Origin of the sequence: Photobacterium sp. GB-56, assembly GCF_003026105.1 — a bacterium.
In the GTDB taxonomy this organism is placed as follows: domain Bacteria; phylum Pseudomonadota; class Gammaproteobacteria; order Enterobacterales; family Vibrionaceae; genus Photobacterium.
The window spans coordinates 453,561-467,065 of record NZ_PYNW01000001.1 but is presented as its reverse complement, the minus strand read 5'-3'; the positions used below and the strand labels follow the sequence as shown (position 1 = coordinate 467,065).

The following is a 13,505-nucleotide window of genomic DNA, read 5'->3' as shown; positions in this document are numbered from 1 at the left end:
AGAGTCGTATTCTCCCTGACCACTTAACCACTTCAATTTACGCTTAATAGTGGAATATCTAGTTAATCTTTTTCTTTGGTACCAAGCTGTTTAAATAGATCGCTTCGTATTTCAGCTAATTTGGGTTGCTCTCCCGGTAACCATGGTAAAGGACGTACTAAGCTGATCGCTTTTAAGCCTAGTCTTCCGGTCAATAAACCAATACTCACCCCTTGCGCAACGCGGGTAGACATACGACCCGCTAAGTCCATTGAGAGCATATCCATCCCCAAATCAGTGATCACTTCAGATGCACCTGCAAATGCCATATTAGCCAATACCAGCTTAAGTAGCTTAATGCGAGACCAGTAACCTAATTCGACACCATAAACTCGAGAAACTTGTTCAATTAAGCGCAAATTACGCCATGCCACCAGCAACATATCAGCCACTGCTAGTGGGCTTAATGCAACCATCACCGCGGCATCTGAGGAATATTTCGCCACTAATTTTCGAGCTAATTTATCTTGCTGGCTGACCACTAAGCGATCATAAAGCTCAAGTATTTCGCGATCATTGTGCGTCGCGTCTAACGAATTCGTCCAGCGATCATAACCATAGTTATCACTACTAATCTGACTATGCTGTGCCAGTTTGGTACAAAAAGCTTTACCATTACCAATGCCATTACCATCAAGTAAGAGTTGGGCTTCATCACGCTCTGTTTGACGTGATTTTAACCGTCGTAACGTCAAAAGCTCCCGCCCCAATGCACCGATACCAACTACGGCAATACTGGCAACCAATGCACTCCAGCCAAGCGATAACCAATTTGCTGTTTGATAAGCTGTCACAACATGGTCAACCGTCTGCCACCCCACCATTGCCGCGCCTGCAACCACTACCCCTTTTAAAAAGCCATAACGACGCTTTGGTTTCGCTGCTAATACTTGTTTGAGATCTTTTTCAATTTCAGTTTCTTGTTGCTCTATTGCTTCAGGTAAAAAATCGGCTTGTTGAGCAAACTCCAATTTCGACGCAATATTGCGTTGTTCTTGGTTAACTGTTGGATCATCAAAAACAATTTTACTTTTTAACGGTTCACTCATTGCAGTTTATCTCCCAACAAATACTCAAGTGCTTTATCCATTCGGATATGCGGCAAAGGCTCGTCACTTTGCTGTAGCAAGGGACGGAAATTAATAAAATCAAAGCTCTGCTGCTGCCAAAAATCAACGTTTGGTAACCGTTTTGGCACTTCTCCGGGAAAGAGAGTTTGTGCATTACCTAACAAATCGGTCCCCCTTAATGCAGGGACTTGCTGCCCTTTGTGAGTCACAAAGCCAGGCTCAGTCGCTTGAATCGATGCCAAACTAACACAATCCATTTTAATGCCTTCAAAGGAAGCGGTTTGCCATGCTTCATTCACTAGCTGCTGTAATAATCCGACTAAATTCGAGTGCTGCTCAGGCGTAATATGATCGGCTTTGGTTGCAGCGAAGAGTACTTTATCAATACGCGGTGAAAATAGACGACGCAGTAACGAGCTACGCCCATATTTAAAACTTTGCATCAGCTGATCCAACGCTTGACGCATATCATTAAACGATTCAGGTCCCGAATTAAGAGGCTGTAAGCAATCAACTAATATGATTTGGCGATCAAATTTTGAAAAATGATCATTATAGAACGCCTTCACAACATGCTGTTGATAATACTTATAGCGATTTCTAAGCATCCCAATATTGGTGCTTTCATCTGCATCAATCAGCTGTTTTTCTGTGTACTTTTTATTCCACAGGAGCGGGAAAAATTGTAAAACAGGTGCACCAGCTAATTCACCAGGCAGAACAAAACGTCCTGGTTGAACCCAATGTAATCCCCCTTCTGCCTTACATTGATGCAAATACTCGGTGAACGCCTTCGATATTTCTTCAATCTGCTTTTCATCTGCGGGTGCAAAAGGATCAAACATCTCGGTTTTAGCAAGCCAATCTTGAGCTAATTCAAGACGTTTACCTTTTAGTACTTGGCTTTGTTGTGCCGACCATTGAGTAAAATCTAAATCAAGTAACGGTAAATCTAATAACCACTCGCCGGGATAATCAATAATATCCAAATACAACGTGGCGGTATCTTGAAATAGTTTCAATGCCCCTTTCTGAGGCTTATAACGAAGTGCTAAACGCGTTTGACTCACATCCCTTGTTGGCTCTGGCCATTCAGGAGGCGTCGACATAATTGATTGCATTCCTTCATCATAGCCAAATTTAGGCACATGCAGATCTAACTGAGGAACACGCTTTGCACCTAATAAATGGCCGTCACGCATCGCACTAAACATAGGTAGGCGAGCATTCGTACTTACATGCAGTAATTGATTAATAAGAGAAGTAATAAAGGCCGTTTTACCCGCTCGAGACAATCCTGTAACGGCAAGTCGAACGTGTCGATCCAAACTTCTATTAACGAGCTTATTCAACTCATTACTGATTCGATTCATGATTAACCCTAGTTGTTTTCATTTTTGTTTTAGGTTTAACAACTTTATTCTAATAATTATCAATAAAGTGATTTAAATATATTACGCCTTTATAACGGAAAAAAGCAGGCCTGACATTGATCAGCACCTGCTTCATTAGGCTAAGCTTTATGGATAATTAAAGCTTATTGAACTCGCGATCCACTTTGAATGCAGAAGATGTAACATACGCTTCCATCTGTTGTACTTTCTTTTCGGCGGTATCAAATTCTGATTCCACTTTTTGTAAAATTTGATGCGCAGAGCGACCCGCCTGCCACGGTTTCTGTTTTACGTTGTGCTCGGTATAAGTATCTTGTTGCTCTTTTCGCTGTGGTGGCATTTTATCTAAAATTAACCATGCGGCGATATAAGCAATCGTGGCAAAAAAGCCCAAGCCAAGTAAGAAGGCTGAAACAGCAAGAATACGTACCAACCAAATTTCAACACCGAAATATTCAGCTAAACCAGCGCACACACCGCCCAATTTTCCTTTTTTAGGATCACGGTATAAGGTCTTACTCATTATTTTTGCCTCCATCTTGGTACTTCTGCATCAAGAATACGCTCTAACGTCACAATACGTTCTTGCATATCTTCTGCGCGTGCCACCAAGGTCTCTAACTTTTTCTGATCTTCACCTGACAGCCCTTCACCGGCTTGACGTTTACTACGATAGTGAAGGATTAACCATAGCGGTGCGACAATAATCATGAACACCACTAATGGAACGCTAATAAAACCCATTGACATTATTTGTTCTCCTTTCGCGCAGAATCAATGAAACAACGACGATAACTTAGTTGTACTTACTCTTTATCCTTGATGTTCGCTTTTAAGCGCTCAAGTTCTTTTTCAATTTCGTCTTGTGCTTGTAAATCAGCAAATTCTGACTCTAAGCTTTTGCCACGACCAAAGCTATAACTATCTGCTTCTGCTTCCATTTCATCGATGCGACGTTCATATTGCTCAAACTTAGACATCGCCTCATCAACTTTACTTGTATCTAGCTGACGACGAACATCGCGGCGAGTGCCTGCGGCTTTATGACGCGTCACTAGCGCTTGTTGACGAGCGCGTGTTTCTTGCAACTTACGCTCAAGTTCAGCGACTTCTAATGACAATTTTTCAATCGTCTCTTCTACTAGTTTGTATTCTTCATTGAGCGTTAATGCGACATCAGCCAGTTTTTGCTTTTCGATCAGTGCTGCACGGGCTAAATCTTCACGACCTTTTTGCAGTGCAAGGCTCGCCTTTTCCTGCCAATCTGTAATTTGTGATTCAATCGCTTGAATACGACGTTGTAACTCTTTTTTATCCGCTAATGCACGCGCTGAAGATGTACGTACCTCAACTAATGTATCTTCCATCTCTTGGATGATAAGACGGATCAATTTTTGTGGATCTTCAGCCTTATCCAGTAACGAGTTCACGTTAGCATTTACGATATCAGCAAAACGAGAAAAAATACCCATCATTAAACTCCTTGATTAAACCCATTTCACAGTAATCACGCTTACAGGTTTATATAGTGATACTAACTTAATGTTCTTGTGTTACCACTTAGATATTTCAAGTACTGTGCCAACTTTTAACGTATTAAATATCAACAACTTAATTTTCAACCCACTTTTAAGCAAGCTATGATATAGTTAATTTAACCAATTAATAGTGAGATTAACCAATGCGTAAAACGGAAAACTTAATCGGTGAATCTGATGCTTTTTTAAGTGTCCTAGACCAAGCATCACGCCTCGCTTCACTCAATCGCCCAATTCTTATTCTTGGTGAACGAGGCACAGGTAAGGAGTTAATCGCCCAACGCGTTCACTATTTATCAAAACGTTGGGATCAACCTTTAGTGACACTGAACTGTGCCGCACTAAGCGAAGGCGTCATTGATTCTGAACTATTTGGCCATGAGGCGGGCTCCTTTACAGGCGCGAAAGGTCGCCACCAAGGGCGCTTTGAACGCGCAGAAAATGGCACGCTTTTTTTAGATGAATTAGCAACCGCCCCGATGGGGGTTCAAGAAAAATTATTACGCGTGATTGAATACGGTGAGTACGAGCGCGTGGGCGGTAATAAACCTTGCCAAGCGAATGTACGCTTAGTTTGTGCAACTAATGAAAATTTACCCGAACTCGTTGCTGAAGGAAAATTTCGAGCAGATTTACTTGATAGACTCGCCTTTGAAATCATCCACCTTCCACCATTACGTGAACGACTAGACGATATTTTACCATTGGCAGAACACTATGCTGTGCGTATGTGTCGCGAATTAGGATATAGCTATTTTGCAGGTTTTTCACAACACGCTAAACAACAACTACTCGACTATCAATGGCCAGGGAATATTCGAGAGTTAAAAAATGTTGTCGAACGGTCTGTATTTCGTCATAGCAATGAAGGTGAAGCTATTGACGAAATTTATACCGACCCTTTCGCTACAGCTTGGCAATCTTGTGAGCCAGCACCATCACAGTCTTTATCCATTGTAGACACCCCAGCAGTCAAACAAGAAAACTCTAGCATTCAACTTCCCGTTGATCTTCGCCACTACTTACAAGATCAAGAAATCATGTTGATCAACAAAGCACTTAAACACGCTCGCTTTAATCAAACAAAAGCCGCCGAACTTTTAAGCTTAAGTTATCACCAGTTAAGAGGACTCATTCGAAAGTATGACATTAACGTTAACGGTGATTAATCAACCAAATTCACGCGATAATTAAAGATATATAACGGTTTTAGACTAATTACTTATAAATAAAGCAGGATAGCTTGGTGACGTTAAAAGAAAAATGTTAAATTTAACGACTTAATTTCATTTAACGCCTATTAAATATGAGCGCTTACAGTCGTCTTTTGATTGCCGGCTTCACTTTACTTGGCCTTTTAGGTTGTAAAGAGCCGTCACATAATACCGCTAAGCAAAGCAATGGCTTTGTTTACTGCGGTCAAGATACTCCGACAACATTAAATCCACAGCTAACGGATGGCGGATTAACAGCAGAAACACTCTCGGCGCAAATTTTCGATCGCCTGCTGTTACTCGATCCTATCAGCCACAAACCTCTTCCTGATCTAGCAAAAAGCTGGACTGTCAGTGACGATGGCTTGGTATATACCTTTAAGCTGCGAGATAACGTTAAATTCCAACATACTGATTGGTTTACTCCAACACGTCCGCTTAATGCCGATGACGTTATTTTTAGCTTTGAGCGTATCATTAATCCACACCACCCTTTTCATAATATTTCTGGTGGTCGTTACCCATGGTTTGAAAGCCTTGGGTTTGCTGATTTAATTGATACCATCAAATCTAAAGACCCTCTCACCGTACAATTTACCTTAAATCGACCAGATAATTCTTTCTTATCTAACTTAGCAACCAGTTATGCGGTGATTTATTCTCAGCAGTATGGTCAGCAACTGTTAAAATCAGGCCGTATCGGTCTTATTGATACACAACCAATCGGTACGGGTCCTTTTTACGTTGATCAATTTATACCCAATGATCTTATTCGCTTAAAACGTAATAAGGATTATTGGCAAGGTGCCGCACCAATGGAGCAAGTGGTATTTGATATCTCAGCCCGTGGCATGGGTAATCTTGCTAAGTTGCTAAGCTCTGAATGTGATGTTCTCTCATCTCCTGTTGCGAGCCAGTTGCCTGTTATTTCAAATAACGATAACTATAAATTACTTGCACAAACGGGGATGAATGTATCCTTTCTGGCATTAAATACGGAACGTCCACCATTAAATAAATTAGAAATCCGTGAAGCTATTAATTATGCAATAAACCGTAAAACACTGCTCAATTCTGTTTATTACGGTACGGCAACAGAGGCAAAAAGCTTGTTACCCCCAATGTCTTGGGCTTATAACCACGACAGCAAAGCACTTTCTTATAATCCTAAATTAGCCAAACAACTGCTTGATGCCGCTGGCTATGATTATAACCAAGTCCTGACGATGTGGGTCCCACTTGAGCCTCGACCTTATAACCCGAGTCCTCGAAAAACAGCGGAATTAATCCAAGCTAATTTGAAAGCCGTTGGTATCAATGTGTCTTTACATCATCAAGAAACGATTGGTCGTGTTGGTTTAACTGATACTACTCAATACGATATGGTTCTTGCTGGTTGGATCGCAGATAACGGCGACCCTGATAATTTCTTAAGACCATTATTGTCATGCAATGCTAAAAAAGCAGGGCTTAATGTCGCTAACTGGTGTGATCTTGGTTTTGATAATTTACTTGAAATTGCACTACGCACAAATAAGCAACAACAACGTCAAGTATATTACCAGCAAGCGCAAAATATTTTGGATCAACAAGTACCTGTGATCCCATTGGCTCATGGTGTCCATTTCCAAGCCCACAGTAAAACGTTAGGGGGGTTACAGATGGACCCATTTGGTTCGCGATCTTTTTCCAGTGTTTATCGAATTGAGTAAAGCATGTTTATTTATACGATACGTCGCCTAAATTTGTTTGTAATTACGCTATTAATACTGACCATAATTGGTTTTAGTATTTTGCGTTTAGATACCCAATTACAGTGGGCGCATCAGAGCTTTTTTAGTGGTTGGATTTTATATTTAGAGAACTTACTTTCAGGTAATCTCGGTATCACTCCCAATGGTACACCTATTAGTAGCGAAATATTAACCGTATTTCCTGCAACGTTAGAGCTGTGCTTTTTTGCTTTTATACTCTCGTTAGTCGTTGGTATTCCGCTTGGCACTATCGCAGGCGTACATCGAGGACAACCCCTTGATACCATCATTTCCTCAATAACCTTACTGGGCTACTCCATCCCCCTATTTTGGTTAGCGATGTTATTAATTCTGTTGTTTTCGCTGAATTTAGGCTGGCTACCTGTTTCTGGTCGTTACAGTTTGTTATATCAATTTGATCATGTCACTGGCTTTGCTCTGATTGATATTTTGCTGTCAAATAAACCATACCGTATGGAAGCATTTCTTAACGCACTACAGCATTTAGTCTTGCCAACCATTGTATTAGCGATGGCACCTACAACGGAAGTGATACGTTTAACCCGTGCCTCAATTTCAGACGTAATGACGAAAAACTACATCAAAGTAGCCCAAACGAAAGGCTTATCTACCTTTGAAATCGTCCGCCGTCATGCGATGAAAAATGCCCTTCCCCCCATTATTCCTAAATTAGGGATGCAGTTTGCAGCAATGATGACCTTTGCCATGCTTACAGAATCTATTTTTAATTGGCCGGGTATTGGTCGTTGGTTACTTAATGCGATTGCAGATCAAAATTATGTTGCCATTCAAGCTGGTGTAATCACAGTAGGTAGTTTCATCTTATTGGCTAACATTTTATCTGATTTAGCTGGTGCTATGGTGAACCCATTAGTAAGGAAAGAATGGTATGCCATCAAATAGTGTTTACCAAGAAGAAACAATCCCAACCCAATGGGAGCGCGCTTGGCAAAACTTCAGGGAAAACTCACTGGCCATGTTTGGCCTATGGTGTTTACTGTTTTTGCTCATTGTCACCCTAACAGCACAATGGCTGGCTCCCTATTCGCCGATAAAACAAGTTGGTGAGCTGCTCATGCCACCATCATGGGACAACTCTGGTCATGTAAACTTTTTCTTTGGTACTGATGATTTAGGTCGTGATATTTTATCTCGCTTGATCATAGGTTCACAGCTAACCTTTGGCTATGCCTTATTAGTCGCCTTTGCATCCAGCGTTATTGGCTTGCTGATCGGTATTCTTGCCGGAATGAGCCAAGGCTTAAAATCGAGCTTTTTAAATCATATTTTAGATACCGTGTTATCTATCCCTTCGCTTTTATTGGCCATCATAGTGGTCGCCTATATGGGGCCGGGAGAAACACATATCTTACTCGCAATTTGGCTAGCTTTGATCCCTCGTTTTATTCGAGCGGTGTACACAGCCGTTCATACTGAAGTTGCTAAAGATTACGTTATTGCAGCACGATTAGATGGTGCTAATAATTTTTACCTCTTATGGAATTCAATCTTACCCAATATTTTATCAACCATCATTACTGAGATGACGCGCGCAATCTCTATTGCTATTTTAGATATTGCTGCATTAGGTTTCCTAGGGTTAGGCGCGCAAACACCACTACCAGAATGGGGGGCTATGCTAGGTGATTCTGTTGAACTGATTTACCTTGCACCATGGACAGTCACATTACCGGGTCTTGCCATTATGTTTAGTGTTCTAGTAATTAATTTAGTCGGTGATGGTCTTCGCCAAGCTCTTAATGCAGGGATTGATTAATATGCCATTACTCGATATACGCAACCTCACTATCGAAATCGACACACCACAAGGCATGGTGAAAGCGGTTGATAGAATGAGCATAACCATTAATGAAAGCGAAATTCGTGGTTTAGTGGGCGAATCAGGTTCAGGTAAAAGCCTTGTCGCGAAAGCTATTGCAGGCGTGTCTAAAGATAATTGGCGCGTCAGTGCCGATCGCATGCGCTTAGGTGATATTGACTTACTCACTCTATCTCATCGTGAGCGACGAAAAATTGTTGGCCGTGAAATGGCAATGATCTTCCAAGAACCATCAACCTGTCTTGATCCCTCTGAGACAGTTGGGGAACAATTGGAAGAAGCCATTCCCTCTTCATCATTTACTGGGCATTTTTGGCAGCGCTTTCACTGGCGTCAAAAACAAGCTATCGCACTTTTGCATAAAGTCGGTATCAAAGAGCACAAACGCGTAATGCGAAGTTACCCTTATGAATTAACCGATGGCGAATGTCAAAAAGTCATGATCGCAATGGCGATTGCAAACCGTCCACGATTATTGATTGCCGATGAGCCCACAAACGACTTAGACCCAATTACCCAAGCTCAAATTTTTCGCTTATTAAGCAGGATGAATCAATTAGGTAACACCACTATTTTATTAGTCAGCCATGATCTTACGACGGTTACCCAGTGGGCTGATAGAATTACGGTCATGTATTGTGGACAATCGGTTGAATCCGGCACCTCTAAGCAGTTATTAGAGTCACCGCATCACCCTTATACCGCTGCGTTAATGCGTGCTATGCCTGATTTTAGCTTAGAAAATATTAGCCATAAGACGAAACTAGAAACGTTACCGGGATCTATTCCTCCACTTCAGCACTTACCGATTGGTTGTCGATTAGGCCCTCGTTGTCCTCATGCCCAGCGTAAATGTGTAGAAGTGCCAAAACGTAGAAAAATTAAAAACCATAAGTTTAGCTGTCACTTCCCGCTAAACATGGAGGAAGACAGTAAATGAGTTCGTTATTGGAAGTAGAAAATCTAAAGAAAGATTACCACTATCGTTCAAGTCTTTTCCGTAGACGCACAATTGAAGCCGTGAAACCGGTCTCTTTTCATCTGGAAGCAGGTGAAACAATTGCATTACTGGGTGAAAATGGGTCAGGTAAATCAACCTTAGCAAAAATGCTATCAGGTGTTGTCGAACCAACCAGTGGCATTATTCGCGTAAATGGTGACACCTTATCAAGCGGTGATTACCAAACGCGCTGTAAGCTGATCCGAATGATTTTCCAAGATCCGAATACGTCGCTTAATCCTCGTATTCAAATTGGTCGTATTCTGGAAGGCCCATTAAAACGTAATACCAATATGACGCCGCAAGCGCGTGAAAAACGTATTATGGATACACTAAAACGAGTTGGCTTACTTCCTGAACATGCCTATTTCTATCCACAAATGCTGGCTACGGGTCAAAAACAGCGTGTTTCATTAGCTCGTGCTCTCATTCTTCAGCCCTGTATTATCGTTGCTGATGAAGCACTAAACGGGCTTGATATGTCCATGCGTTCTCAGATGATAAACCTGTTATTAGAACTGCAAGAAGAAATGGGATTGTCCTATATCTATGTGTCGCAGCACATGGGGGTGATAAAACACTTCAGTGACAAAGTAATGGTGATGCAAGATGGTGAAGTGGTAGAGAAAGGCCGTACCGCGAATGTATTTAACAATCCCAAACATCCATTAACGCAAAAATTATTAGATAGTCACTTTAGCTCACCAAAGAAAGATAAAAGCACACGAATTAATAACTCAACACCCAAAATAAGTACATAACGCAAAATATAAAAATGAAAAAGCCCGCTTTTACGCGGGCTTCTCATTTACATCTATATCGCGGATGCTACACAAGCGATTTGTTTATCTGTGCCAAGACACTTGCAGGATCTTCTGCTTGTGTTATTGGGCGACCTATCACGAGATAATCAGAACCAGCAGAAATTGCCTCTACGGGTGTCATGATTCGACGCTGATCGCCTGCATCACTCCCCGCAGGGCGAATACCTGGTGTTACTAGCTTAAAACCCTGACCTAGACTTTGTTTCAACGTATGAGCTTCATGAGCTGAACAAACCACACCATCTAAACCACTATTCTTTGCCAGTGATGCAAGGTTAAGTACTTGCTGATGAGGCTCGCAGTTAATACCAATACCCGCTAAGTCTGATGCTTCCATACTGGTTAGCACCGTTACACCAATCAATAGCGGGCGGTCTTTACCATACGGCTCTAAAATTTCACGTGAAGCTGTCATCATACGCTCGCCACCACTCGCATGAACGTTAACCATCCATACACCAAGTTCTGCTGCCGCTTTTACCGCCTTTGAACAGGTATTTGGAATATCGTGAAATTTAAGGTCTAAAAATACAGAATGACCCCGATCATGCAGTTGACGCACGAAATCAGGACCAAAAAAAGTGAACATCTCTTTACCGACTTTTAATCGGCAACTTCCCGGCTCAATACGATCGACGAAAGCGAGTGCCTCATTCTGATTATCATAATCAAGGGCTACGATTACTTTAGGGTCTATTACTTTAGCGTCTAGCATTGAGTCTCCTGTGATATCTCATTTTTCCTACTGCAGCAATCCAGCCGCACGCAAATTCTACATCAAACGCAAACGTTTACGAATAAAATTCACGCTTTATTAGGCATAAAAAAACCAGATCACAATGTCTGGTTTCTTTATTTTTTAATGCATTATTCGCCATCTAATCCACGAATTGGCTTAACTTGTCCCCAATTCTTACAAGATGGACATTGCCAATACAATGAGTGGGTAGCAAAACCACACTGGCGACAACGATAACGCGGTTTAATTTTTAATTGCTCACCAACAAGATGACGTAAGCTGGTTAAACTTTCTTTCGCACGGCCTTCTTCCGCTTCATCTAAATGGTAATCCATTAGCTGGTAAAAGCCTCTCATAGTCGGGTTCTTTTGTAGCTGACGAGTCATGAATGCTTGAGCAGACACAGCCCCTTCATTTTTCGCAATTTCGTCTGCTAACATCAGTTCTGCTGAAGCCCCCGCTTTGGCTTCTACACATTGCTGTAGATATTTCAGCCAGCCCGATTCATTATGTAATGCATCGTAACATTCTAATAATAAAGGTAAAGCTTCACCAATAAATTCAGCATCTTGCTCTAGAACACGTTCAAGCGTTTTGGCTGCCTGCTTAAAATCTTTATCTTTAATCTGAATCTTAGCCATAGTGATCGAGGCTCGGACACACTGCTTATCTGCTGAGAGCGCCTTTTTCAAACATTGAATCGCTTTATCCTGATTTTGCGCACTCATTTCAAGCATGGCAAGTTCACACCAATAGTGTGCAATATCATGCTTTAATTTTGTTTTACCTAATTTAACGAGTTGAGAAGCCATATCTATCGCATTTTCCCACTCTCGTGTTTGCTGATAGATAGACAATAACTGTTGTAGCGCAGGCTTTTTATATTCAGGTTCATCCAACAATTGTTCAAAGATACGTTCAGCACGATCTAAAAAACCCGCAACCATATAATCTTTTGCTAACTGCTGAAGCGCCAAATTACGTTGCTCTATCGTCAAGTTAGGACGAGCAATCAAGTTTTGGTGAATACGAATAGCACGATCGACCTCCCCTCGGCTTCGGAATAAGTTACCCAAAGCAAGGTGAGTATCGATAGTTTCGCTATCAACTTGAAGCAGCTCAATAAACAGATCGACGGCTTTATCTGATTGATCAGATAACAGCAAATTAAGACCTGTTACATATTGACGAGATAAGCGGTGAGACTGCTCTTGTCGATTGTTACTTGCGCTCCTGTTACCCATATACCAGCCATAAGCTGCCGCAATAGGTAATAGTAGGAACAACAGTTCAAGCATTAATACTTATTCCTTTACAGGCTGTGCGCGTAGAGAATCTAGTTCTTGTTGCTGTTTTGCCACTTTCTTCGCTAAGCGGTTTTTAGCAAAACGTGCTTTTAGATATAGCGTGCCACAGATTAACCAGCCAATGATAAAGCCAGAACCAAATGCAATACCTAATAGCGTTGATAATTGGAATTCGCCTTGAGCAACTAAATAGTCAAAGTTTACTAAAATTTGGTTTTGCGCACCGAGAGCCAGTGTTATTAAGAATGCAGCAACTAAAACAATAATACCCAAAATTTTCATCGTGAATCCTCTCACTAAATCAACAATATGATAGATTGATTATGCAGTAATTTTACTCATCAGACCATGATCAAAAGACATAAAAAAACGGCATACTGAGAGTATGCCGTTTTTTTGTTCTATTCGCGGTTAAGCAGCAATTGATGCATTAACACGGTCACGTAATTCTTTACCTGGCTTGAAGTGAGGAACGTATTTACCGTCCAACTCAACTTTATCACCAGTTTTAGGGTTACGACCTACGCGAGGAGCACGGTAATGCAATGAGAAGCTACCAAAGCCACGGATCTCAATGCGATCGCCTTCAGCAAGCGTGTTCGCCATATTTTCAAGGATATCCTTGATTGCATCTTCCACTTGTTTAGCTGAAAGATGTGTTTGTTGACTACATAGTCTTTCAATTAACTCAGACTTTGTCATAAACACTCCGTTTTAGTAAGTTTCTCAATAGTATAGCCGTTTAGAGGGAAAAAGCTAAGCCTA

The 13,505-nt window shown here is 41.4% G+C and carries 15 protein-coding genes; 6 read left to right on the top strand and 9 right to left on the bottom strand.

From position 1 onward, the window contains the following. Window positions 1-62: 62 nt before the first annotated feature. From C9J42_RS02150 to pspA, 5 genes are all read right to left on the bottom strand, one after another. Window positions 63-1,088, bottom strand: coding sequence for a YcjF family protein (locus C9J42_RS02150; protein ID WP_107205711.1), 1,026 nt, complete (start codon window positions 1,086-1,088; stop codon window positions 63-65). Beyond that, window positions 1,085-2,482, bottom strand: coding sequence for a YcjX family protein (locus tag C9J42_RS02145; protein WP_107287019.1), 1,398 nt, complete (start codon window positions 2,480-2,482; stop codon window positions 1,085-1,087). The genes C9J42_RS02150 and C9J42_RS02145 overlap by 4 nt, the downstream gene beginning before the upstream one ends. Before the next feature lie 157 nt (window positions 2,483-2,639). Continuing rightward, window positions 2,640-3,026, bottom strand: a complete 387-nt coding sequence (pspC, locus tag C9J42_RS02140) for an envelope stress response membrane protein PspC (RefSeq protein ID WP_005367018.1) — start codon at window positions 3,024-3,026, stop codon at window positions 2,640-2,642. Further along, entirely contained in the window at window positions 3,026-3,253 is a 228-nt protein-coding gene (pspB, locus tag C9J42_RS02135) for an envelope stress response membrane protein PspB (protein ID WP_006646015.1), read from the bottom strand. The genes pspC and pspB overlap by 1 nt, the downstream gene beginning before the upstream one ends. Before the next feature lie 56 nt (window positions 3,254-3,309). Further along, window positions 3,310-3,975, bottom strand: coding sequence for a phage shock protein PspA (pspA, locus tag C9J42_RS02130; protein ID WP_107205709.1), 666 nt, complete (start codon window positions 3,973-3,975; stop codon window positions 3,310-3,312). Between the two features lie 209 nt (window positions 3,976-4,184). On the opposite strand from pspA, the gene pspF reads away from it, so the two are divergent. The 6 genes from pspF (at window position 4,185) to C9J42_RS02100 (ending at window position 10,631) form a co-directional block, all read left to right on the top strand. Further along, window positions 4,185-5,210 (top strand): phage shock protein operon transcriptional activator, encoded by a 1,026-nt coding sequence (gene pspF, locus C9J42_RS02125; protein WP_107245471.1) that lies wholly within the window; start codon window positions 4,185-4,187, stop codon window positions 5,208-5,210. 137 nt (window positions 5,211-5,347) lie between these two features. Beyond that, complete coding sequence (gene sapA, locus C9J42_RS02120; RefSeq protein ID WP_107301611.1) at window positions 5,348-6,967, top strand: ABC transporter substrate-binding protein SapA; 1,620 nt, start codon at window positions 5,348-5,350, stop codon at window positions 6,965-6,967. 3 nt (window positions 6,968-6,970) lie between these two features. Then, a complete protein-coding gene (locus tag C9J42_RS02115; protein WP_107205706.1) occupies window positions 6,971-7,933 on the top strand; it encodes an ABC transporter permease subunit in 963 nt (320 codons plus the stop codon). Then, window positions 7,920-8,807: a putrescine export ABC transporter permease SapC gene (sapC, locus tag C9J42_RS02110; protein ID WP_107205705.1), complete on the top strand. Its 888-nt coding sequence runs from the start codon at window positions 7,920-7,922 to the stop codon at window positions 8,805-8,807. The genes C9J42_RS02115 and sapC overlap by 14 nt, the downstream gene beginning before the upstream one ends. A gap of 1 nt (window position 8,808) precedes the next feature. After that, the gene (locus C9J42_RS02105; RefSeq protein WP_107205704.1) at window positions 8,809-9,810 is read left to right on the top strand and encodes an oligopeptide/dipeptide ABC transporter ATP-binding protein; all 1,002 of its coding nucleotides are present in this window, start codon (window positions 8,809-8,811) and stop codon (window positions 9,808-9,810) included. Continuing rightward, window positions 9,807-10,631, top strand: a complete 825-nt coding sequence (locus tag C9J42_RS02100) for an ATP-binding cassette domain-containing protein (protein WP_107205703.1) — start codon at window positions 9,807-9,809, stop codon at window positions 10,629-10,631. The genes C9J42_RS02105 and C9J42_RS02100 overlap by 4 nt, the downstream gene beginning before the upstream one ends. A gap of 67 nt (window positions 10,632-10,698) precedes the next feature. On the opposite strand, the gene pyrF is transcribed toward C9J42_RS02100, so the two are convergent. The 4 genes from pyrF to ihfB form a co-directional block, all read right to left on the bottom strand. Next, a complete protein-coding gene (gene pyrF / locus C9J42_RS02095; RefSeq protein WP_107245472.1) occupies window positions 10,699-11,409 on the bottom strand; it encodes an orotidine-5'-phosphate decarboxylase in 711 nt (236 codons plus the stop codon). A gap of 152 nt (window positions 11,410-11,561) precedes the next feature. Beyond that, window positions 11,562-12,731 (bottom strand): lipopolysaccharide assembly protein LapB, encoded by a 1,170-nt coding sequence (lapB, locus tag C9J42_RS02090; RefSeq protein ID WP_107205701.1) that lies wholly within the window; start codon window positions 12,729-12,731, stop codon window positions 11,562-11,564. 6 nt (window positions 12,732-12,737) lie between these two features. After that, window positions 12,738-13,022 (bottom strand): LapA family protein, encoded by a 285-nt coding sequence (locus C9J42_RS02085; RefSeq protein WP_107245474.1) that lies wholly within the window; start codon window positions 13,020-13,022, stop codon window positions 12,738-12,740. A gap of 129 nt (window positions 13,023-13,151) precedes the next feature. Continuing rightward, window positions 13,152-13,442 carry an integration host factor subunit beta gene (gene ihfB, locus C9J42_RS02080; RefSeq protein ID WP_008986714.1) on the bottom strand — a complete coding sequence of 97 codons (291 nt, stop codon included), beginning with the start codon at window positions 13,440-13,442 and terminating at the stop codon, window positions 13,152-13,154. Window positions 13,443-13,505 lie beyond the last annotated feature (63 nt).

Excerpts from the sequence above, each read along its gene's own strand:
- sapA (WP_107301611.1), top strand. The coding sequence starts at position 5,348 with ATGAGCGCTTACAGTCGTCTTTTGATTGCCGGCTTCACTTTACTTGGC.
- C9J42_RS02115 (WP_107205706.1), top strand. The coding sequence starts at position 6,971 with ATGTTTATTTATACGATACGTCGCCTAAATTTGTTTGTAATTACGCTA.
- pyrF (WP_107245472.1), bottom strand. The coding sequence starts at position 11,409 with ATGCTAGACGCTAAAGTAATAGACCCTAAAGTAATCGTAGCCCTTGAT.
- C9J42_RS02085 (WP_107245474.1), bottom strand. The coding sequence starts at position 13,022 with ATGAAAATTTTGGGTATTATTGTTTTAGTTGCTGCATTCTTAATAACA.
- pspF (WP_107245471.1), top strand. The coding sequence starts at position 4,185 with ATGCGTAAAACGGAAAACTTAATCGGTGAATCTGATGCTTTTTTAAGT.
- ihfB (WP_008986714.1), bottom strand. The coding sequence starts at position 13,442 with ATGACAAAGTCTGAGTTAATTGAAAGACTATGTAGTCAACAAACACAT.
- pspC (WP_005367018.1), bottom strand. The coding sequence starts at position 3,026 with ATGAGTAAGACCTTATACCGTGATCCTAAAAAAGGAAAATTGGGCGGT.
- pspB (WP_006646015.1), bottom strand. The coding sequence starts at position 3,253 with ATGTCAATGGGTTTTATTAGCGTTCCATTAGTGGTGTTCATGATTATT.
- C9J42_RS02105 (WP_107205704.1), top strand. The coding sequence starts at position 8,809 with ATGCCATTACTCGATATACGCAACCTCACTATCGAAATCGACACACCA.
- C9J42_RS02150 (WP_107205711.1), bottom strand. The coding sequence starts at position 1,088 with ATGAGTGAACCGTTAAAAAGTAAAATTGTTTTTGATGATCCAACAGTT.
- C9J42_RS02100 (WP_107205703.1), top strand. The coding sequence starts at position 9,807 with ATGAGTTCGTTATTGGAAGTAGAAAATCTAAAGAAAGATTACCACTAT.
- sapC (WP_107205705.1), top strand. The coding sequence starts at position 7,920 with ATGCCATCAAATAGTGTTTACCAAGAAGAAACAATCCCAACCCAATGG.
- pspA (WP_107205709.1), bottom strand. The coding sequence starts at position 3,975 with ATGGGTATTTTTTCTCGTTTTGCTGATATCGTAAATGCTAACGTGAAC.
- lapB (WP_107205701.1), bottom strand. The coding sequence starts at position 12,731 with ATGCTTGAACTGTTGTTCCTACTATTACCTATTGCGGCAGCTTATGGC.
- C9J42_RS02145 (WP_107287019.1), bottom strand. The coding sequence starts at position 2,482 with ATGAATCGAATCAGTAATGAGTTGAATAAGCTCGTTAATAGAAGTTTG.